We start from the raw sequence: 18549 nt of genomic DNA, 5'->3' as shown, positions 1-18549 counted from the left end.
CATTAAGTTTGAGGATTAAGAGAGGAGCGTATGAATATGCGATCATTAAAGGCTGGGAAATATATTACATATGTTGCAGTTTTGATACTTCTTATATTTGCTATGTTATTGCCATATAGCCTACCTAAAAAGATTGCTCTTATTATTTTTGTTTTAATTTTAGGGGCCATTTCCTTGGGAGCGAATAAAGTAGTAGGACGAATATATAACAAATTTAAAGAATAATAAAGTTTGAAAAAGGATAGGGACAATCCGATATTAATTAGGAAAAGAAACAGGATTATACGTTAGAGATGGTTATGGGATAGGTGGTACTATTAAAATTGGAGATTAAGAGAGGAGCAAACTAATATGCAACCATTTAAGGCTGGAAAATATATTACATATGTTGCAATTGCTATATTTCTTGTAGTCGCTATAATGTCTCCTTATGAATTGCCTAAAAAGGTTGGTTTTATTATAGGTGTTCTTATTTTGGGAGCATGTGCACTTGGTACTAATAAGTTTTACGAATGGATGTATAGTAAATTTAAACATAAATAAGGTTAATACAAGAGGGGGAGATCATCATGATAATAATACCTATTAAGGGCGATTTCAAGAGGGATAACCCACAAAGGTTTCGGAGGAGGTTTTTCTTGAAACCTGAAAAAAAGGAGTAATCACACATGTTTAAACAAGGACGTATTTTGATGTATATGTTTACCGTGGTGTTATTTTTCTCTTCATTCTTTTTTCCGCAGCCAATGGGAAAAAGGTTTTTAACAGCTATTGCAGCATTAATTATTGGTGGAATAGGTATTGGAACTTCCTATCTATTAGAAATTATGAGTAACAAGTTGAAAAATATATCTAAAAACAATGGAGAATGACGATAAAGTTTTTCCCGATTGGTTCAGTTGTAAAGCTAAAAGATTTAAACCAAACTGTTATGATTATTGGAAGAATGATCATTTCAGCAGATAAACGTGCTTTTGATTATGTAGGAGTTCTTTATCCGGTTGGATATTTAGATGATGAAAAAGTGTTATGCTTTAATCATGATAAGGTTGTAGATGAAGTGCATAGAGGGTATTTGATAATTTTACGTGGGAAATAAGTAGAATTATAAAAAATTGAAAAATACATATAGATTTTAAAAATACGAAAGTGGAAAGATAATGAGAACCCTTGTAATCATAGGTATACTTATCCCTCCGGTACTACTGTGGAGTGCACCTGATGTTCCTTTAAATGATAAACTGCTGTTTACAGGGTTACAACTAACTGTAGGATTCACCACAGTGGTAGTGTTAGAGATTATGTTTAAAAATCGAAAAAAGAAGAGGGGAAATAGAGATAGATTGTATGGAATCACAGCTAAAAATATGTAACATGTATAACTAATAGTTTTAATTGGGAGGTGGCATACTGGTTGCCTCTTTTAACGTTATTTTCATCGTAATGGAGGATTCATTTTTTCTTTGAAAGAGAGGAGCAAATTTATTTTGAAACAAGGCAAATTTATGATTATTATTGGCACAATGGTACTTGTTATTGCAGGGTGGTTTTTCCCATTTAATTTATGGCAGAAACTATTTTTCAGTATTGGTATGATTGGTATTGGGGTGTTGGCATATGGAAGTTCAGTATTATTTAATCGTTTAGCTAAAAAAATTACAAATAGAGGTGAATAAACACCTAGGAATTTTATATTGATTGGGAAATGATAATAATAAACTTTCCATAAGAGTTGGAGAGAGCTGTACTTTAATAAGTAAGTAGCGAACATCATCTTATGGTTTTGAAATTAAAGGATATTTTTTGAAAGTGACGTGTTATATATTACCGCTAGTGATAAGTATGTGAATGTGTGTCATTTTGTAATATATGTAATATTATTTAATGATTATTTTTTTTCGCTTATTAATTTTGTATGCTCATTTAAATAAATATCTATTAGATTTCTTAATGTAATAGTTTCTATTTCAAGAGGGATTTCGATTTCATCTTCATCATACTTATTAAATATAACTGTTGTATCTCTTCGAACATCTGCCCCAAAAATATTCGCACTTATTTTTTCGTGATGACTTTTTTTGTTTAAAACTTTATCTACAGTTTCTGCTATCCAATCACCGAATGTGGATACCTCCACATTTAAAAAAGCTTCTAAAGTATCGAATTCTTTTTGTAGTCTAATAACTAAGCTACCTGTACTAAGTAATTCGAATTTGTAATCCATATTATGTTCTCCTTCAAAAAATTAATTTTATCGATTTTGTCTTGGAAATGCAGAAATAATTTTACCATTAATAAGATGTAGGGTGAAATATGGATAACGATAAACATTGTTAAGAGTGAACGGTATCAACGAACGTATTGAACAAAAACATTTCTCATTATACGTCTCAAACCTCTAAAGTATCGTAATTCAGCGAACAAAGCTTTTTATTATCGATACATCGCTCGCATTCTAATATTTTTAAATCTTAATCGTTTATAAATTCGGCCAGCAGCTGGGTTGTTATAAAATAAGCCATCCGTTTGGACAGCTCATTTACATAATTCTCGTTATTGAAAGTGAAAATTATTTGATAAAGTAATCCCAATAACTTATTACTACAAGTATTAAAGATAATACTGTATAAACAATAGATCCTATTAAAATAGGATTTACACTTAATTCAAATTTTTCTTCCTCTACTTTAATACCCAATCTAGCTTGAGCTTGGAGGCGAACACTGTTGCTAGAAAATCCGCCTTTACTGCTAAAGTAATATGTAATAATGACAAAACATATTCCAGCGAAGAAAGTTAAATCAACAAAACTCCATTTTAAGATCTTAGATGATTTATATACAATTCCAGCTTCAATCATTATAGTTACAAGTAATCCTAATCCTTTTTTCATGTAATCAATCCTTTTGTATTCTCTAATGATTTCGAAATTTATCACTTATAATCATTTTATCATGTGATAAGAAGAGAAAACGAGGGATTTTTATTATATATTGTGTTCATCCTCAATTAACATAACGTCTTCTGATTGGTAGCAAGCACATGGAGAAATCCTACCCTCAAAAGGAATCTGTCTTTTTCTTTTTATATAATTTTATGCAACTTTATATGTATCCCTATCCTAGCGTAGGTTTTAGGGTTCTCGTATGTTACTGAATTAGCCAAAAACCTGTATGAAATCTTGCATGCTCTTAACGTGGATTTTTCCAATATACTGGCGCTCCCCTAATAGTGTGTATTCCTCAGCAGTTTGATCTTGTAGGAAATTCAATGATGTTACTCCGCAATTGCATAATTCGCTCTACAACATCTAGTGTGGCAAGTTTAATTGTTTCTTGGCCAGGCGTACTAGGTAAGTTGTCGGCATCTAGACATTTATAAAATACATTTCATTTTTAGCACCGAGCTGTATATTTGAAACAGTTTTAAATCGTTCAACAATAAGTTGACTTTCCAGAGAGTTTTATCAGCTTATATGCGGAAAGAAGTGCCTCATAATGAGAGGTAACAAATTCTTCTTTACTACATGGTATAAATGAATCATGGAAGCCGAGTAAAATTGATTTTAATGTTCCATTCTCTTGAAATACTCCCCACAGACCTTGAAAGTCTGTTTCATAACCGAAAGACTCTATATCTCCAATAATAAATCAGTTATGGGCTGCTTCTTCTTTTGGGTAAGCGGATACTTGTTCATGATCTTTCTTAATTTTCGTATCATCATAAAATGGAATGTTTTTTACTTTTCTGAATTTTACAACTTAAGTTTTTTGAAAGCAATATAAAATTTTATGTTTAGTTCACCAACTTTCGGAAAAACTAGGAAAGATATGACAAAGGAGGTTATGAACGGTGGATCATCCAATTCAAGGATTAATGAAAGCAGCAATGGAAAATTTGAAGGAAATGGTCGATGTAAATACGATTGTTGGAGAGCCTGTTCAAACGGCTGACGGTGGTGTGGTGTTAACGGTTTCTAAAGTAGCGTTCGGTTTTGGAGCAGGAGGTTCTGATTTCCAAACGAATGATGGACAAAGAGCGAACGGTAACCCTGCATTTGGTGGCGGTAGCGCAGGTGGTGTTTCTATTACACCAGTAGCATTTCTTGTGGTGAACAAAGATGGAGTAAATATTCTTCATCTACAAAATGCGACACATTTAGCAGAAAAAATGATTGAATTAGCTCCACAAACAATTGATAAAATTCAATCGATGTTCCAAAAAGATGAAAAGAAAGAGGGAAATCATCATCCTCAAAACCCAGATGAAATCCTTTAAAAACGCCTGCTTACGAGCAGGCGTTTTTTCTTGTAATCACTATGTAATAAAACACATGAAATTGTAAATAGTTTTTGAACTTTTTTCTATGTTTCTAAAATTTTTCATGTTAAAATATGCTATAGAATTGAAACATATAAAACGAAGGTGGCTAGGTGCTTTGTCTGGAGGATCTGACCAAGTAAAGAATATGATATATATTAATGGTAATCGTCGAGGTCATTGTTTTATCACATCAGGAATTACGTTTAAAGAGTTTGCAAGTAACATCCCTTCACCGCTTCATCAAGTGTTGCTTTTAAAGCATAATTTTGAATGGACAGATTTTCATTATCATACTTTATTTGAATATGTTGAGGAAGAAAATATACATAAGTTAATTCAAGCAGAGATTGATGAATTTGATGAATTTTGTTGGGTAGATTTTGATGATGCAAGCGATTTAGATGAATTAGAGCCAAAAGAAATTGCAGAGCTTTTATATTTGGCTCACAAAAAAGAACCACTTGCAAGAACATTCTTTCCGTTATTGAAAAATAGATTTGTTTATTTTTCACATGATGACGGATGGTACAACAAAGTGTATTATCGTAGAATTGCAGACTTTGTAGGGATGTTAAGTAAAGTCATTCCTTATAAACTCGGTGCTTTCGGTAAGAAACGTTTTTCTTTCTTCCAAAAATCAAAGATTTTCCCAGCAATTTCAAAAGAAGTAATCATGGGGCTTCTTCCATTAATGGAAGATGGTCTTTATATTGATCTGGCAGGGAAAATTGAGTCAAGAAGGGGTCTTGAAATTCCGGTATATGTAGTTGGTTCGTATGAAAGTACGGATGAGGTGCTAGATAATATCGATGAATTGAAAGAAGAAGCAACAGAGACTGGTTGGCTTATTTTTGATAAGAAAGAACAAGAATGGCAATGGGTTGTGGACTAAGAAAACTTGGCGCATGAAGTCAAGTTTTCTTGTCATTTGAAAGGAGTTCAAATGAAGAAATATTATACAATTGTGGGTATTGTAAGTATTATACTCGTGGCAATTTTACTTATTACTTGTCCGAAAGAATCAGATTTTAAAGTGTATGTAGAGGATAAGTATGCATTGAAATGTGATGAGGGTAGTTTTGAATGCACGCAAAATGTAGACGGCAAAAAAGAAAAATTACAATTTGAAAGTACAGATGCACGAAATGGTGTCTTCTTTATGACTGTAAAGCAAACATTTAAAACTGAAGCTGGTGTTACGAAAGAATATGGCGGGGTAGGAATGTTTGGTACATTTCTTTTTGTTTCAGAGAAGACTTTCTAGTAATAGAAGGTCTTTTTCTTATGCTTATGTTCATATAGATGAAGTAAGACAAGCATAGGAGGGGTATTGATGAAGAAGGAATGTATTGTTTGCGGCGGTGAAGATTTTTTCTCTTCTACATTATATGCACGTACGAAACAAGATTGGGCATATGCACCAAACATGTACCGTTTTGAAAAGGTTTTTATTGAGCATAGGGATGAAGAAAATTATCCAGTGTTTCAAGAAATTACAGCGAAACATTGCTGTGGATGCGGTCATATTATGTTGTATCACGAATGAACACACCAAGTATAACTTGGTGTGTTTTTTTAAAACGCTGACAAAGCAAGCGGATAAAGTAAAGTAAATAAAACAGAAAAACTACCAAAACCAATTGCTGTATATCCAAGTGTTCTTGCTCCAAAATTGACAGCTAATAAGCCAACTAAAATTGCAAGAGAACCAAGTGTAACCGGATAAAATGCAATTGAGAAAAGCGAAAGAAATAAAGCGACATAGCCTACCATTGCACCGGTATTTGTACCTTCTATTTCATTTGCAATTTCTTTACGTTTATGTCTAATTGGTATACCAGCTGGTGATATTTCAGCTGCATACTCTTCGTTTTTTTCACCACTTTTAAAATGATGATTTCTCTTTCTTCGCATGTACATCCCTCTCTTTCAATTGGGTGTACCTATAGTATCTTTCATAAAGGGAAGAACATGAGTATGAGTTAAACCCAAGTAAAGCAAAAATTGGAGAATAAAGATTCTATCGTTAGCATGTACATCTCCTAATGAAGATAAACAGGAATTTTGGAAAATGATGTAGAATGAAATGAGTGATAAACCGTGAAGGTAGGGGAATGTATGACGAAATTCAATTGGCATGAATCAGCAGAGAAGAAATGGGATAGTAGTGCAGAATTTTGGAATCAAAATAGTCAGGAGATGTGGGATAGCGGGAGTAGGAGTACAATTATTCCATTTTTTGAACAATACGTGAAGAAAGAAGCCAAGGTGCTCGATGTTGGTTGTGGAGATGGGTACGGTACATATAAATTAAGTCGCGCAGGCTATAAAGCAGTTGGAGTAGATTTATCAGAAGTGATGATTCAAAAAGGAAAGGAGCGAGGAGAAGGACCGGATTTATCCTTTATAAAAGGAGATCTTTCTTCCTTACCGTTTGAAAATGAACAATTTGAATCAATTATGGCAATTAATTCTTTAGAATGGACCGAGGAGCCATTACAAGCATTAAATGAGATAAAGCGCGTTTTAAAAAGAGATGGATATGCATGTATTGCAATTTTAGGACCGACAGCAAAACCTCGAGAGAACAGTTATCCTCGTTTATACGGCAAAGACGTTGTTTGTAATACGATGATGCCTTGGGAATTTGAACAGTTAGCGAAAGAACAAGGTTTTGAAGTTGTAGATGGGATTGGGGTATATAAGCGCGGAGTAAATGAGAAGATGTTAGGTCAACTCCCTACAGAGTTACAACAATCGTTAACATTCTTATGGGTATTTATGTTGAAAAACGTATAAAGAAATGAAAGAATTTTTAGGAGGTAAATAAGTGCAGAAAATACAAAAAACTGATACAATATCATCAGAACCAATTAAAGGGGGACTAGGGTATATGACAACTACTACAACAGTTAAATCCGACATTGAAATCGCACAAGAAGCGAGTATGAAGAAGATTCAAGAAATTGCAGCTGATTTAAATATTTTAGAAGATGAATTAGAGCCATACGGGCATTATAAAGGTAAGCTATCTCTTGATATTTTTAAGCGCTTACAGAATGAAAAAGACGGTAAAGTTGTTTTAGTAACAGCGATTAACCCAACTCCAGCTGGAGAAGGTAAATCAACAGTAACAGTTGGTTTAGGTCAAGCTTTTAATAAAATTGGTAAGAAAACAGTAATTGCACTTCGCGAACCATCTCTTGGACCAACGATGGGACTAAAAGGCGGGGCAGCAGGTGGTGGTTTTTCACAGGTTGTACCTATGGAAGACATTAATCTTCACTTTACTGGAGATATACATGCGATCACAACTGCCAATAACGCGTTAGCGGCGTTTATTGATAATCATATCCAACAAGGAAACACACTTGGAATTGATACGCGTAAAATCGTTTGGAAACGCTGTGTTGACTTAAATGATCGTGCTCTACGTAACGTAGTAATTGGTCTTGGTGGACCAGTTCAAGGTGTACCACGTGAAGACGGTTTCGATATTACAGTAGCATCTGAAATTATGGCCGTATTCTGCCTTGCGACAGATATTCAAGATTTAAAAGCGCGTCTATCTCGCATCGTAGTTGCTTATAACTTTGCAAATCAACCTGTAACGGTTAAAGATTTAGGTGTAGAAGGTGCATTAACGTTATTATTAAAAGATGCATTAAAACCAAACTTAGTGCAAACGTTAGAAAATACACCAGCTATCATTCACGGCGGACCATTTGCGAATATTGCTCACGGTTGTAACAGTGTTATCGCTACAACAATGGCAGCAAAATTAGGTGATTATGTTATTACAGAAGCTGGATTCGGTGCTGATTTAGGTGCAGAGAAGTTTTTAGATATTAAAGCGCGTGCAGCTGGTATTAAACCAGAAGCTGTTGTTATTGTTGCGACTATTCGTGCGCTTAAAATGCATGGCGGCGTAGCAAAAGATCAATTAAAAGAGGAAAATGTAGATGCATTAGCAAAAGGTATGGAAAACTTACAGAAGCATGTTGAAACAATTCAAAGCTTCGGTGTGCCTTTCGTAATTGCAATTAATAAATTCATTACAGATACAGATGCAGAAGTTGCTTACTTACAAGAGTGGTGTAATGAGCGTGGCTATGCAGTATCCTTAACAGAAGTTTGGGAGAAAGGTGGCCAAGGCGGAGTTGATCTTGCTGAAAAAGTGTTAAAAGAAATTGAAAAAGGTGAAAACAACTACGCGCCACTTTATGAACTAGAATTACCATTAGAAGAAAAAATTCGTACAATTGCTCAAAAAGTGTACGGTGCAAAAGATATTGAATTTGCTCCGAAAGCACGTAAGCAATTAGCTCAATATGAAGGAGAGGGCTGGAGTAACCTACCAATTTGTATGGCGAAAACACAATACTCTCTTTCTGACGATGCAACAAAATTAGGTCGTCCATCTGACTTTATCGTTACAATTCGTGAGCTAAAACCATCTATCGGTGCAGGGTTTATCGTTGCGTTAACAGGAACAATGTTAACAATGCCAGGCCTTCCAAAACAGCCAGCAGCACTGCAAATGGATGTAAATGAAGATGGAAAAGCAGTAGGTTTATTCTAAAAGGTTGTAATTCATCTCGTTTATCTGTAAACTATATATACATCAAGTGGCGCCTTTCCATCGAAAGGCGCCTGTTTTTTGGAGGAAATTATGTTTGATCCAACTGCTTTTGATAATTTAAAAGTAATCGTAGAAGGCGCTGTTTATGATTTTGATTTACATGGAGATATTCTTGTAACAGATCGAAAAGATATGATGGACCTTGCTTCATTAAGTCGTATATATCATATTGCATTTCAATTAACAGAACCATTCGAACCGTTAGTAGAAGCAACATTTTCACTATCTGTAGATGCAAAGAACTTGTCTGGTGAAATATTAGAAGTACCCCAATTTACACCAGGTTGTGAAATGAAGTTAGCATTTTCATTCCCGATAGAAAAGCCAGAGGTAACGTGCGAAGAAATTGAAACTTTCATGCACTCTATATGGGGAAAAGAAAGAATGATTACGCAAAAACTTTCATACGAATATAATAAGCAAGCGATTTCATATCATAATAAGGTAGAGGTTCTATTTCAAAAAGCGATTACAGAAGACCATGTTGATGATTTAATAGCTGTTATTTCACACATGATAGAAACGGTGCGAACAATACAACATTTTCTTCAAAAATAGAGATAAAGGAGAAAAACAAATGATAAAAGATATGCAACCATTTTTACAACAAGCTTGGGAGAAGGCTGGTTTTAAAGAATTAACTGAAATTCAAAAACAAGCGATTCCAACTATTTTAGAAGGACAAGACGTTATAGCTGAATCTCCAACTGGAACAGGAAAAACATTAGCGTACTTATTACCCCTTTTACATAAAATTAATCCTGAAGTAAAACAGCCACAAGTTGTTGTTTTAGCGCCAACACGTGAGCTTGTCATGCAAATTCACGAAGAGGTTCAAAAGTTTACAGCAGGAACTGAAATTTCAGGTGCATCTTTAATTGGTGGGGCAGATATTAAGCGTCAAGTTGAAAAATTAAAGAAACACCCGAGAGTAATTGTTGGTTCACCAGGACGTATTTTAGAATTAATTCGTATGAAAAAGCTAAAGATGCATGAAGTGAAAACAATTGTATTTGATGAGTTTGATCAAATTGTAAAACAAAAGATGATAGGTGCTGTACAAGATGTAATTAAATCTACAATGCGCGATCGTCAATTAGTATTCTTCTCGGCAACAATGACAAAAGCAGCAGAAGATGCGGCACGTGATTTAGCTGTTGAGCCACAATTAGTACGTGTAACTCGTGCTGAGTCAAAAAGCTTAGTTGAGCATACGTACATCATTTGTGAGCGACGCGAAAAAAATGATTACGTAAGAAGAATTATGCATATGGGCGATGTAAAAGCCGTTGCTTTCTTAAACGACCCATTCCGTTTAGATGAAATTACACAGAAATTGAAATTCCGCAAAATGAAAGCAGCAGCTCTTCATGCAGAAGCAAGTAAGCAAGAACGTGAAGCGACGATGCGTGCTTTCCGCGGTGGTAAATTAGAAATATTACTTGCTACTGATATTGCGGCTCGCGGTATTGATATTGATGATTTAACACATGTAATTCACTTAGAATTACCAGACACAGTAGACCAATATATTCACCGCTCTGGACGTACTGGACGTATGGGTAAAGAAGGAACTGTTGTATCTCTTGTAACTCCACAAGAAGAGCGTAAATTACTGCAATTTGCGAAAAAACTAGGCATCGTATTTACGAAGCAAGAAATGTTCAACGGATCATTTGTAGAAACGAAACCGAAAGCACCAAAGAAAAAGAAACCAGCATTTACTGGGAAGAAAAAACCTAGATAAATAATAGGGAAGGCGTAACTATTTGTAGTTACGTCTTTTTTGTTTGTAAATGAATGAAAAAGGGGATTTAAATGTACCTATCGTATAAGAAATATCGATACAGGTAAATCATTTCTCATTTAGTTTGTGCAAGGAAGTAATATAAAGAGAGTCGAATATTAAACTGATGCGAAATAATAAAAAGAAGGTGCATATATGGATAGGAAATTAGGAATGTTTTTAAATACGAAACATATTGAAGTAAACGAAGGAATAAAAAAAGCGAGAGAATATGGGTTAGAATATATTCAATTATATGCTATGAATCCGGCTTTCAACTTAGCTAACATTTCAAAGGTACAATGGACCATTTTAAAAGAAAACTTATCTTTCAATGAAATTAAAGTGCCATCATTAGCAATTAGCTTTGGAGAAAATGGAATTATAGGAACAGAAGCTGACAGTACAATAGAGCGATTTAAATACGTTACTGAAAGAGGGTTAGAGCTTGGAGCAAGGGTAATAACAGCTCATATTGGAAAAATTCCAGATGATGAAAAAGGTAAGATCTATGGTGAAATGGAACGGATTTGTTTTGAGCTAGGGGATTTAGCTTTTAAATTTGGAGGAGTCTTCGCCATTGAGACGGGATCTGAAAAAGCGATAGTGTTAAAACGGTTTTTAGAAACGATAAACTCAAAAGGACTAGCGGTTAACTTTGACCCAGCAAATTTAATAAGTGATGTAAATGAAAATCCAGTAGAAAGTTTATTACTATTAAAAGACTATATAGTACAAACTCATATTAAAGATTGTAAAGAAGTAAAAAGTGATAGATCAAGTAAGTATATAGAGGTAGTAGCAGGAAATGGTGAAGTAGATTTCGATATATTCTTCAAGATATTAGATGAAATTGGATTCGACGGATATAACATGATTGAAAGAAATGATTATTTTGACGAACTGGACGGGATGAATCAGTCGATAAATTTTGCAAGGAAGTACATATAAATTCAAAAGGAATAATAATAGCACCTGTAGAAACCTACATAGAATATAAAAAACATTAGGGGGAAATGAAATGATCCATAAAGTTGGACAAATTATGTTATATGTAAATAATCAAGATGATGCAGTAAATTTTTGGACGGAAAAGGTAGGGTTTCATGTAGTAGCAGAGGAAGATAATAAGCAAGGAATGAGATGGATTGAAATTGCTCCGATTAGCGGTGCAGAAACAAGCATTATATTACATAATAAAGAAGTTATTTCGAAAATGAGCCCAGAATTAAATCTTGGTACACCGTCCTTAATGTTCTTCTCAGAAAATCTTGATCAATTATATACAGATTTAAAAAATAAAATTGTTACTGTTGGCGAAATGGTAACTATGCCTTCTGGCAAAGTGTTTAACTTTGCTGATAGTGAAGGGAATTATTTTGCGGTTATGGAAAAGAACAAATAATAATATTGCTATGTGAAAAATCCCCCTCAAATATATTGAAGGGGATTACATGTTTGAAGTGGATTTTTCATTAGAGAGTTGATTAATATAAAATACGCCTTTTTCAATAGCTGTTTCAATGTAACCAACGATTTGATTAAACGTAAATACTTGTAAGTCTTCATGCAAATGTTGCTCAGGATACAACATATCTTCAAAAAGGTACTTTCGAAAAGCTAAAACGTTCCCTTTAGAAACCTCTTCAATATCCACAATGTGAGCCTCTTGATTGAGAAGAGAGAAAAGCTGTTGTTCTTTATCATAATGATGAAGCAACTTTGCATTTAACAATTTAAAATCGTTATAGTACATAGGTGCGATAGTTTCGTCATTTTCTATTCTATTTTTTAGCCAAGGTAGAAAAAAGCCACTTAACCAATTATCATCGGCAATGAGGTGGGTGTAATAGCCTAAGAGAAAAGGGGAATCCATTTGAGCTTTATATTTTTGAAAAAAAGAATTGAAATCTATCCTTCTCGTATAGTTTTTTGTTGTGCCGGCGTAAAAGTGTGACGTTCCTTTTTCTTCTGTGGAATGAACCGCATCAGGGGCTACCCCTCCAAGTATGAAAGAAGTTTTATCTTGGATATATAGATTTTCGGCAATCTTGTTGGCGATAATAGCATGCATAATTCGTGATCCCATGAATGACACCTCGGTTTCAAGTATTCATTTCAGGATGATGACTGGACAGTTAGTATTACTTTCCCTGTACTTTTTCTACTTTCGACCCATTCATGTGCTTTCCCTGCATCTTGCAAAGGAAAAGATTTCGTAGCCTTAAGTTGCAAACTTCCGTCACGTAAATAACGGAAAACTTCATTTGCAGTTTCTTGGAGTAGTTCAGGGCGTTTTTTTCGTGTAGTGCCGAAGCTAAAACCGAGTATAGAGCGGCAACTTGCGTGTAAATCTTTCGTTTGAAAGTTACCAATTTCACCGCTAGCATTACCGAAATGAACGAGGCGACCGTAATAAGCAAGACATTTTAAACTTCTTTCCGAAACCGTTCCAGAAATAGAATCTAAAATTACATCGACCCCTTCGCCATTTGTCAGCTCATTGACCTTCGCTACAAAATCTTCATTTTGATGACAAATAACATAATCAGCTCCAGCGTCTAAAGCGATTTTACTTTTCGATTCATTTCCGACAGTACCGATAACAGTTCTGGCCCCTAATAGTTTTGCAACTTGAATTGCTGTCGTACCAATTCCACCAGCGGCTGCATGAATGAGTACAGACTCACCTTGTTGAAGCTTTGCTACATTTGCGAGTAAATTATAGCTTGTGAAAGATACGATAGGGCATGCGGCTGCAGTTTGAAAATCTACTTCATCAGGTAAAACGAAAGTAAGGTTTTTGTTTGCGACAACGTATTCTGCATAAGATCCATTTTGAGGAAAAGCGATGACACGTTGTCCAGGATAAATATTTTTCACATGAGAACCGACTCGTTCTACAATACCAGTAGCATCTATCCCTGGTATAAAAGGTAGTTTTTTATTTCCTTTTTTGCCATAACGCGATTTAATATCAGCGAAATTTACACTAGTAGCAACAACGCGAATTAAAACTTGATCTTCTGAAATCGTCGGCATATCCACATCTGTATATTTCATCACTTCAGGACCACCGAATGACGTTACAACGATAGCTTTCATCATATATCCTCCTAAATTTGGCTATATAAATTATTTTAAATCTTCATTAGAAATTGGAAAATTATATAATAGTTATGCGACTTTATAAGTGAAGCTTATGAACTCATTGAATCATTATATTAATTTATGTAAAAAAATCGAACGAAATATCAATTACTTTCCAATATATAGTGTAAGACAAAGGAGGGATGGTAAATGAAGGATGAAACAGTGTATACAGATTTAATTCAATTGACTTTATCTGGAAATAAAGGAGCGTATAGCGAATTGTATGATAAAACAATTCAAGAAGTATATAAAACAGCACATTTTTTGATTGAAGATAAAACGGATGTAGATGATGTCGTTCAAGAAATATACATACAGCTATATGAATCGCTTCGTAAGTATGATAGCGAGAAGCCATTTCATCCTTGGCTAATTGGACTTGCGATTAAACAAATTCACTCTTATAGAAGAAAGAGGTGGATGCGACTACGAATTATAAAAAAAGCAGAAGAGCAAAGAAAACCAGTACAAATTGATTTTTCTAACGATCTTATAAGTAAAATATCAAACCAAAAACTAATCGAACTTATTTATAAATTACCGTATAAATTGAAACAAGTTATTATCTTAAGATACTTACACGATTACTCTCAAGAAGAAGTAGCACAAATATTACATATTCCAATTGGTACTGTGAAATCTAGAATTCACGCAGCATTAAAAAAACTACGTCAAAAAGAGCAAATAGAAGAAATCTTTTTAGGAGAGGTAGGGAATGTGAAATGAGTTTAGATTGTAGAGTTAGAGAATCTATACAAGAAGAAGCGAAGGGGATTGTTGCCCCGCCGGAGTTGAAAGAAAAAGTAATCGTTCAAATAAAAATGAATCGTGGTGGAAGTAAGAGGAAGAAACGCCTTATCGCAGGAGTACTTGCAGCGGCTTTTTTTATCCCGACGACTGGTTTTGCGTATCAATCTATTATGGCGGATGGTATATACGGATCTTTTGAGAATTTAAAAAAACATGCTGGAACAATGACATTAGAGGCGTACATGCGTTTTAGTGCAAAGTTATTAGAAGCGAAAGATGAAATGGGTACGAAAGGATATGAAGTGTTTACAAAAGAACTAAAGAAATTAACAAATGCAAAGCTTGCGTACGGAGATTCGAACGGTAATATTGATTATGATCAATTATCACCAGCAAAAAGAGAAGAAATGAAAAAGGTAAGTATGGGCCTTCAACCATACTTTGATAAATTAAATGGTCATAAATCAAGTAGAGAAGTATTAACAGAAGAAGAGTTTGATCACTATATGGAAGCTTTAATGACACATGAAATAGTACGAGTGAAGACAAAATCAACTGGTGCAATAAAAGTAGAAGAAATACCTGAGGCGTACAAAGAAAGGTTTATTCAAGCGGAGCAGTTTATGGAGTATGTAGATGAAAAGGTGAGATAAGTAAAAAAGCTCAAATTTTTAGCTTCGAGCTTTTCTTATTGAAACGTAAATATATTAACCACCTATTCCTTTTGCTAGCGATAAGAAATATACAAATACTAGTATTACTCCATTTAATGCCGTACCAACTATTCCGAATAACCAATTCTTTGAGGCGATTGCAAAAATAATACCGAGTAATGAAAGTATAACTAGAATCGAAATAACTAAAGTTAAATTTGCATGAGGTCCTCTTAAAATAAAGAAAGAACATACGCTCGCGATAAACGTTAGAAACGAGAAAGTCCCTAATTTCAAAATAAGTTTCCCTTGTTTGAAATTTATTTTGATTTAGTGCACGACTGGCTTTAGTTTAACATAAATTTCCTATTGTCAATTAAATATATGAACAATAAAAACCGAGTATAAAATCTATGCGATTTCATACTCGGTTTGTTATTACGTAAATTTCCTTACTGCATGTATAGCAAATCTTACAAGGAGTATGGCACTTATAAATAAACCATCATAACCAACGACACTTAAAAATTGAACATTAGGTTCTTTTGCATACAAGTCAGGGTAGAATTATGTTGATTTGCTTAATAAGTGAAAGTGGGAAATCACTTAGTTATATTCCTTACTATTCTCCTTGTCTTTTTGTATAAAACAATCTAACAGTGAATAACCAGCTATTAAACTAATTATCGTAACAAAAGTTGTATTGATAAGAATAATATTTGCTAAATAAGGTAGGTACGCACCAACTGGTGAAAAGAGTAGAGCTGGAGAAAAGGAAATGAATAGCGTAGGCACTGTAATAGCAATAAATTTATCCGGTTGAAAGCGCCAGTTTTGTTTACTCGTTTCGCGATTAATAGATTGAAGGGATCGTAATAAGATGCCAACTATAAGAGGGAAGAGTGTAAAGTAGAATAATCTTGGATAAACGTTAAAGTTTGCCTGTGCATCTGTATCTAAATAAAATTGAATTTTCACTCCGACAAATAATAATAACACGATAAATAATGTAAAGCAGAGGTATAGCATCACTTTTTGCATTGTATTCCACCATCCTTTACTCAAAATATATTCAAAGAAAAAAGAGATATACAATAACTACTGTTGTATATCTCTTCTTTTACGGTTAGTTAATAGTGGAGTTTGCTTTTTCTTGCTTTGTGAAATAATCTATAATGCCCATCGCGCTAATTTCTATATCTAGATGTAAAATGTTATAAACGGAATGATCTGATGGAACGTTTAACTTTGTAAGGTGGGAAGAGATCTTATCCATTAATACAGTTTGTAAAGTGTTAGTCGCTTCATCGAAATCATTATGCTGTTCAAAGACCTCTTTACCAGTCTGAACGAAAATAGGTAACCAATGTTCAAGCTGGTTATATACTTCTGTAACATTGGATGATGCGCCGTAATGGCCGAAATAAATACTATCTACATTCATACTTTGAATGTGATTTTTAGAAGCAATCATCGCATCGGGTTGGAATTGTGAAGGGGATGTTGATGGTAAATATAGTTCTACACCAAGGTCTGCGAGTTCTCTATAATAAATGCCAATTGTATCGCCAGTAAAAATGCCATTTGTTAATGAATCGTGAATGCTAATATGGTGCTTTGCATGTCCCGGTGTATCATAAAATGTGAGGATGCGGTCTTCTGCAATTTGTAACGTATCACCATTTTGTACAATATGAACACGTTCCTCTTCTATAGGAAGAATTGGATCAAATAGTTTATAAAAATCTTCTTTGTATACAGCTTTTGCGCCTAAAATGAGCTTTGTTGGATCAATCATATGACGAGCACCGCGGGAATGTACATATAAAGTAGCATTTGGGCATTTTTCCATCATTAAACCAGCTGCCCCGGCGTGATCTAAATGAACGTGTGTAACGATAATGTTTTTAACATCGTTTAAATCAATATGTAATTGTTGTAAGCCGTCTAAAATATACGGAAGAGAAGGGGCTGCACAAGTTTCAATTAAAGTAATATCGTCACCTAATAAAACATACGTACCAGTTCGCTCATTATGTTGTAAATCAAAATCATCAATTAGATATAGGTGAGAAGATAATTGCTCTACTTTTTTCATATTTACCACTCCTTATTTACTATATGTTTCTATTATACGCTAAAATAGAAAAAAGGCAGAAAACGAAAACTCGTCTTCTGCCTTTTGTATTATTCTTATCTCGTTTGTTCTTTATTGATAGACATAACGAACAATCCAACTATGCCACCAACGATTGGAAGCATAATTTCTCCTGCTAAATTAAAGTAGGAGCTTAAGAATAAACCATTTACATCGATTACCCAACCAATCACATACAATAACATCATATATAGTACGAAATAAAACTCGCGATTTGAAATCGTTTCATGTTGTGCAGTTTTCATAATGAACACCATCCTTTTCTTTTATAATGGAATATAAACTGTCACATTTTGTTCACAATTCAATTGTAAAACTTTCCAACATAAAAGTCTAGTAGTTTGTGTCGAATTTTCGAACAGAAATAAAGCGCTATCATTTTATCGTGTAAGTACGTAATAAAAGCTGTATATTCACGAATGTAGTATAGTATAAACATAGAATGATAGTGAAGAGAGGGGCAAGGAAAATGACAGTTTATGATTTTTCAGCTAAAACGATAACAGGAGAAGCTAAATCGTTAAAAGATTACGAAGGAAAAGCGCTTCTTATTGTAAATGTAGCTAGCAAGTGTGGTTTTACACCGCAATATAAAGGGTTACAAGAAATATATGATAAATATAAAGACCAAGGACTAGAAGTACTCGGTTTCCCATGTAACCAATTCGGAGGACAGGAACCAGGTACAGAAGCAGATATTACTAGTTTTTGTGAATTAAACTACGGTGTAAATTTCCCGATGTTTGCAAAGATTGATGTGAAAGGTGATAAGGCTCATCCTCTGTATACATACATGACAGAACAAGCACCAGGTTTGCTAGGTATGAAAGCAGTGAAATGGAACTTTACTAAGTTTTTAATTGGAAAAGACGGGAAAGTAGTAGGGCGTTTTGCGCCACAAACGAAGCCGGTGGATTTAGAGGTTGAGATTGAGAAGGTGCTTGGAGAATAACTAGAAGTTTCACTTTATTAAAAAAAGCCTCAAAGAACTGAAGTGACCCAATGAAATAAGACAAGGAAAAAACACCTCTTATACCGTATTTAATTTAAATACGAATATACGGAGGTGTTTCTTTTATGGGAA

General features: G+C 34.2%; 28 protein-coding genes and 2 pseudogenes. 19 read left to right on the top strand and 11 right to left on the bottom strand.

Translation table 11 applies throughout. The features are described from left to right. Positions 1 to 36 precede the first annotated feature (36 nt). The 6 genes from ACUXEY_RS19125 to ACUXEY_RS19100 all read left to right on the top strand — a co-directional run bounded on the left by ACUXEY_RS19125 (position 37) and on the right by ACUXEY_RS19100 (position 1676). Entirely contained in the window at positions 37 to 225 is a 189-nt protein-coding gene (locus tag ACUXEY_RS19125) for a hypothetical protein (protein ID WP_461301335.1), read from the top strand. 126 nt (positions 226 to 351) lie between these two features. Further along, the gene (locus ACUXEY_RS19120) at positions 352 to 543 is read left to right on the top strand and encodes a hypothetical protein (RefSeq protein ID WP_078420030.1); all 192 of its coding nucleotides are present in this window, start codon (positions 352 to 354) and stop codon (positions 541 to 543) included. A 125-nt stretch (positions 544 to 668) separates the two neighbouring features. Then, positions 669 to 872: a hypothetical protein gene (locus tag ACUXEY_RS19115; RefSeq protein ID WP_210625945.1), complete on the top strand. Its 204-nt coding sequence runs from the start codon at positions 669 to 671 to the stop codon at positions 870 to 872. 2 nt (positions 873 to 874) lie between these two features. Beyond that, positions 875 to 1099: a DUF4176 domain-containing protein gene (locus ACUXEY_RS19110; protein ID WP_078420111.1), complete on the top strand. Its 225-nt coding sequence runs from the start codon at positions 875 to 877 to the stop codon at positions 1097 to 1099. Positions 1100 to 1160: 61 nt separating this feature from the next. Continuing rightward, a complete protein-coding gene (locus tag ACUXEY_RS19105; RefSeq protein WP_461301334.1) occupies positions 1161 to 1373 on the top strand; it encodes a hypothetical protein in 213 nt (70 codons plus the stop codon). A 111-nt stretch (positions 1374 to 1484) separates the two neighbouring features. Beyond that, positions 1485 to 1676: a hypothetical protein gene (locus tag ACUXEY_RS19100; protein WP_461301392.1), complete on the top strand. Its 192-nt coding sequence runs from the start codon at positions 1485 to 1487 to the stop codon at positions 1674 to 1676. Between the two features lie 212 nt (positions 1677 to 1888). Here the strand turns inward: ACUXEY_RS19100 and ACUXEY_RS19095 are convergent, their stop codons facing one another. The 4 genes and pseudogenes from ACUXEY_RS19095 to ACUXEY_RS19080 form a co-directional block, all read right to left on the bottom strand. After that, positions 1889 to 2224 carry a hypothetical protein gene (locus ACUXEY_RS19095; protein ID WP_139867454.1) on the bottom strand — a complete coding sequence of 112 codons (336 nt, stop codon included), beginning with the start codon at positions 2222 to 2224 and terminating at the stop codon, positions 1889 to 1891. A gap of 209 nt (positions 2225 to 2433) precedes the next feature. Next, positions 2434 to 2517, bottom strand: a pseudogene (locus ACUXEY_RS19090) (GNAT family N-acetyltransferase); the annotation flags it as partial. A 52-nt stretch (positions 2518 to 2569) separates the two neighbouring features. Further along, positions 2570 to 2893, bottom strand: coding sequence for a hypothetical protein (locus ACUXEY_RS19085; RefSeq protein WP_061531419.1), 324 nt, complete (start codon positions 2891 to 2893; stop codon positions 2570 to 2572). A gap of 364 nt (positions 2894 to 3257) precedes the next feature. Next, positions 3258 to 3710 (bottom strand): annotated as a pseudogene (locus ACUXEY_RS19080) (GNAT family N-acetyltransferase); the annotation flags it as partial. A 142-nt stretch (positions 3711 to 3852) separates the two neighbouring features. Here ACUXEY_RS19080 and ytfJ point away from each other — a divergent pair. From ytfJ to ACUXEY_RS19060, 4 genes are all read left to right on the top strand, one after another. Continuing rightward, a complete protein-coding gene (gene ytfJ / locus ACUXEY_RS19075; protein WP_000349987.1) occupies positions 3853 to 4278 on the top strand; it encodes a GerW family sporulation protein in 426 nt (141 codons plus the stop codon). Between the two features lie 160 nt (positions 4279 to 4438). Then, entirely contained in the window at positions 4439 to 5215 is a 777-nt protein-coding gene (locus tag ACUXEY_RS19070; protein ID WP_000014091.1) for an oxalate:formate antiporter, read from the top strand. Positions 5216 to 5266: 51 nt separating this feature from the next. Beyond that, positions 5267 to 5587, top strand: coding sequence for a hypothetical protein (locus ACUXEY_RS19065; protein ID WP_429601549.1), 321 nt, complete (start codon positions 5267 to 5269; stop codon positions 5585 to 5587). A gap of 69 nt (positions 5588 to 5656) precedes the next feature. Next, positions 5657 to 5869 carry a hypothetical protein gene (locus tag ACUXEY_RS19060; RefSeq protein ID WP_429601547.1) on the top strand — a complete coding sequence of 71 codons (213 nt, stop codon included), beginning with the start codon at positions 5657 to 5659 and terminating at the stop codon, positions 5867 to 5869. A gap of 29 nt (positions 5870 to 5898) precedes the next feature. Here the strand turns inward: ACUXEY_RS19060 and ACUXEY_RS19055 are convergent, their stop codons facing one another. After that, the gene (locus tag ACUXEY_RS19055; protein ID WP_001253201.1) at positions 5899 to 6237 is read right to left on the bottom strand and encodes a hypothetical protein; all 339 of its coding nucleotides are present in this window, start codon (positions 6235 to 6237) and stop codon (positions 5899 to 5901) included. 204 nt (positions 6238 to 6441) lie between these two features. Here ACUXEY_RS19055 and ACUXEY_RS19050 point away from each other — a divergent pair, with 204 nt between their 5' ends. The 6 genes from ACUXEY_RS19050 (at position 6442) to ACUXEY_RS19025 (ending at position 12156) form a co-directional block, all read left to right on the top strand. After that, the gene (locus tag ACUXEY_RS19050) at positions 6442 to 7122 is read left to right on the top strand and encodes a class I SAM-dependent methyltransferase (RefSeq protein ID WP_429601546.1); all 681 of its coding nucleotides are present in this window, start codon (positions 6442 to 6444) and stop codon (positions 7120 to 7122) included. A 94-nt stretch (positions 7123 to 7216) separates the two neighbouring features. Continuing rightward, positions 7217 to 8905 carry a formate--tetrahydrofolate ligase gene (locus ACUXEY_RS19045; RefSeq protein ID WP_001985392.1) on the top strand — a complete coding sequence of 563 codons (1689 nt, stop codon included), beginning with the start codon at positions 7217 to 7219 and terminating at the stop codon, positions 8903 to 8905. A 90-nt stretch (positions 8906 to 8995) separates the two neighbouring features. Beyond that, positions 8996 to 9523, top strand: a complete 528-nt coding sequence (locus tag ACUXEY_RS19040; RefSeq protein WP_429601545.1) for a hypothetical protein — start codon at positions 8996 to 8998, stop codon at positions 9521 to 9523. A gap of 19 nt (positions 9524 to 9542) precedes the next feature. Further along, complete coding sequence (locus ACUXEY_RS19035) at positions 9543 to 10712, top strand: DEAD/DEAH box helicase (protein WP_429601544.1); 1170 nt, start codon at positions 9543 to 9545, stop codon at positions 10710 to 10712. Between the two features lie 195 nt (positions 10713 to 10907). Further along, on the top strand, positions 10908 to 11702 hold the full coding sequence (locus ACUXEY_RS19030; RefSeq protein ID WP_461301333.1) for a sugar phosphate isomerase/epimerase family protein: 795 nt from the start codon (positions 10908 to 10910) through the stop codon (positions 11700 to 11702). 70 nt (positions 11703 to 11772) lie between these two features. Then, positions 11773 to 12156, top strand: a complete 384-nt coding sequence (locus ACUXEY_RS19025; protein WP_461301332.1) for a VOC family protein — start codon at positions 11773 to 11775, stop codon at positions 12154 to 12156. 45 nt (positions 12157 to 12201) lie between these two features. On the opposite strand, the gene ACUXEY_RS19020 is transcribed toward ACUXEY_RS19025, so the two are convergent. Beyond that, positions 12202 to 12840, bottom strand: coding sequence for a zinc dependent phospholipase C family protein (locus ACUXEY_RS19020; RefSeq protein ID WP_461301331.1), 639 nt, complete (start codon positions 12838 to 12840; stop codon positions 12202 to 12204). A 29-nt stretch (positions 12841 to 12869) separates the two neighbouring features. Next, positions 12870 to 13856: a quinone oxidoreductase family protein gene (locus ACUXEY_RS19015; protein ID WP_461301330.1), complete on the bottom strand. Its 987-nt coding sequence runs from the start codon at positions 13854 to 13856 to the stop codon at positions 12870 to 12872. 195 nt (positions 13857 to 14051) lie between these two features. Between ACUXEY_RS19015 and ACUXEY_RS19010 the strand changes: the two genes are divergently transcribed. Next, positions 14052 to 14630 (top strand): sigma-70 family RNA polymerase sigma factor, encoded by a 579-nt coding sequence (locus ACUXEY_RS19010; protein WP_461301329.1) that lies wholly within the window; start codon positions 14052 to 14054, stop codon positions 14628 to 14630. Beyond that, positions 14627 to 15307, top strand: a complete 681-nt coding sequence (locus tag ACUXEY_RS19005; RefSeq protein WP_461301328.1) for a DUF3600 domain-containing protein — start codon at positions 14627 to 14629, stop codon at positions 15305 to 15307. Before ACUXEY_RS19010 ends, ACUXEY_RS19005 begins: the two co-directional genes overlap by 4 nt. Before the next feature lie 54 nt (positions 15308 to 15361). On the opposite strand, the gene ACUXEY_RS19000 is transcribed toward ACUXEY_RS19005, so the two are convergent. The 4 genes from ACUXEY_RS19000 to ACUXEY_RS18985 all read right to left on the bottom strand — a co-directional run bounded on the left by ACUXEY_RS19000 (position 15362) and on the right by ACUXEY_RS18985 (position 17710). Beyond that, positions 15362 to 15604: a hypothetical protein gene (locus tag ACUXEY_RS19000; RefSeq protein WP_429601538.1), complete on the bottom strand. Its 243-nt coding sequence runs from the start codon at positions 15602 to 15604 to the stop codon at positions 15362 to 15364. A gap of 309 nt (positions 15605 to 15913) precedes the next feature. Then, complete coding sequence (locus ACUXEY_RS18995; RefSeq protein WP_240369089.1) at positions 15914 to 16348, bottom strand: hypothetical protein; 435 nt, start codon at positions 16346 to 16348, stop codon at positions 15914 to 15916. Between the two features lie 85 nt (positions 16349 to 16433). Continuing rightward, positions 16434 to 17405, bottom strand: coding sequence for an MBL fold metallo-hydrolase (locus tag ACUXEY_RS18990; protein WP_461301327.1), 972 nt, complete (start codon positions 17403 to 17405; stop codon positions 16434 to 16436). Between the two features lie 95 nt (positions 17406 to 17500). Next, positions 17501 to 17710 carry a DUF3925 family protein gene (locus tag ACUXEY_RS18985; RefSeq protein ID WP_000844974.1) on the bottom strand — a complete coding sequence of 70 codons (210 nt, stop codon included), beginning with the start codon at positions 17708 to 17710 and terminating at the stop codon, positions 17501 to 17503. 224 nt (positions 17711 to 17934) lie between these two features. Between ACUXEY_RS18985 and bsaA the strand changes: the two genes are divergently transcribed. Next, the gene (gene bsaA, locus ACUXEY_RS18980) at positions 17935 to 18417 is read left to right on the top strand and encodes a glutathione peroxidase (RefSeq protein ID WP_461301326.1); all 483 of its coding nucleotides are present in this window, start codon (positions 17935 to 17937) and stop codon (positions 18415 to 18417) included. Positions 18418 to 18549: the final 132 nt, after the last annotated feature.

It is taken from the genome of Bacillus sp. F9_6S_D1_P_5 (genome assembly GCF_054823925.1).
Note: the sequence above shows the minus strand (reverse complement) of the source record. Positions and strands in the feature narration are given on the sequence as shown.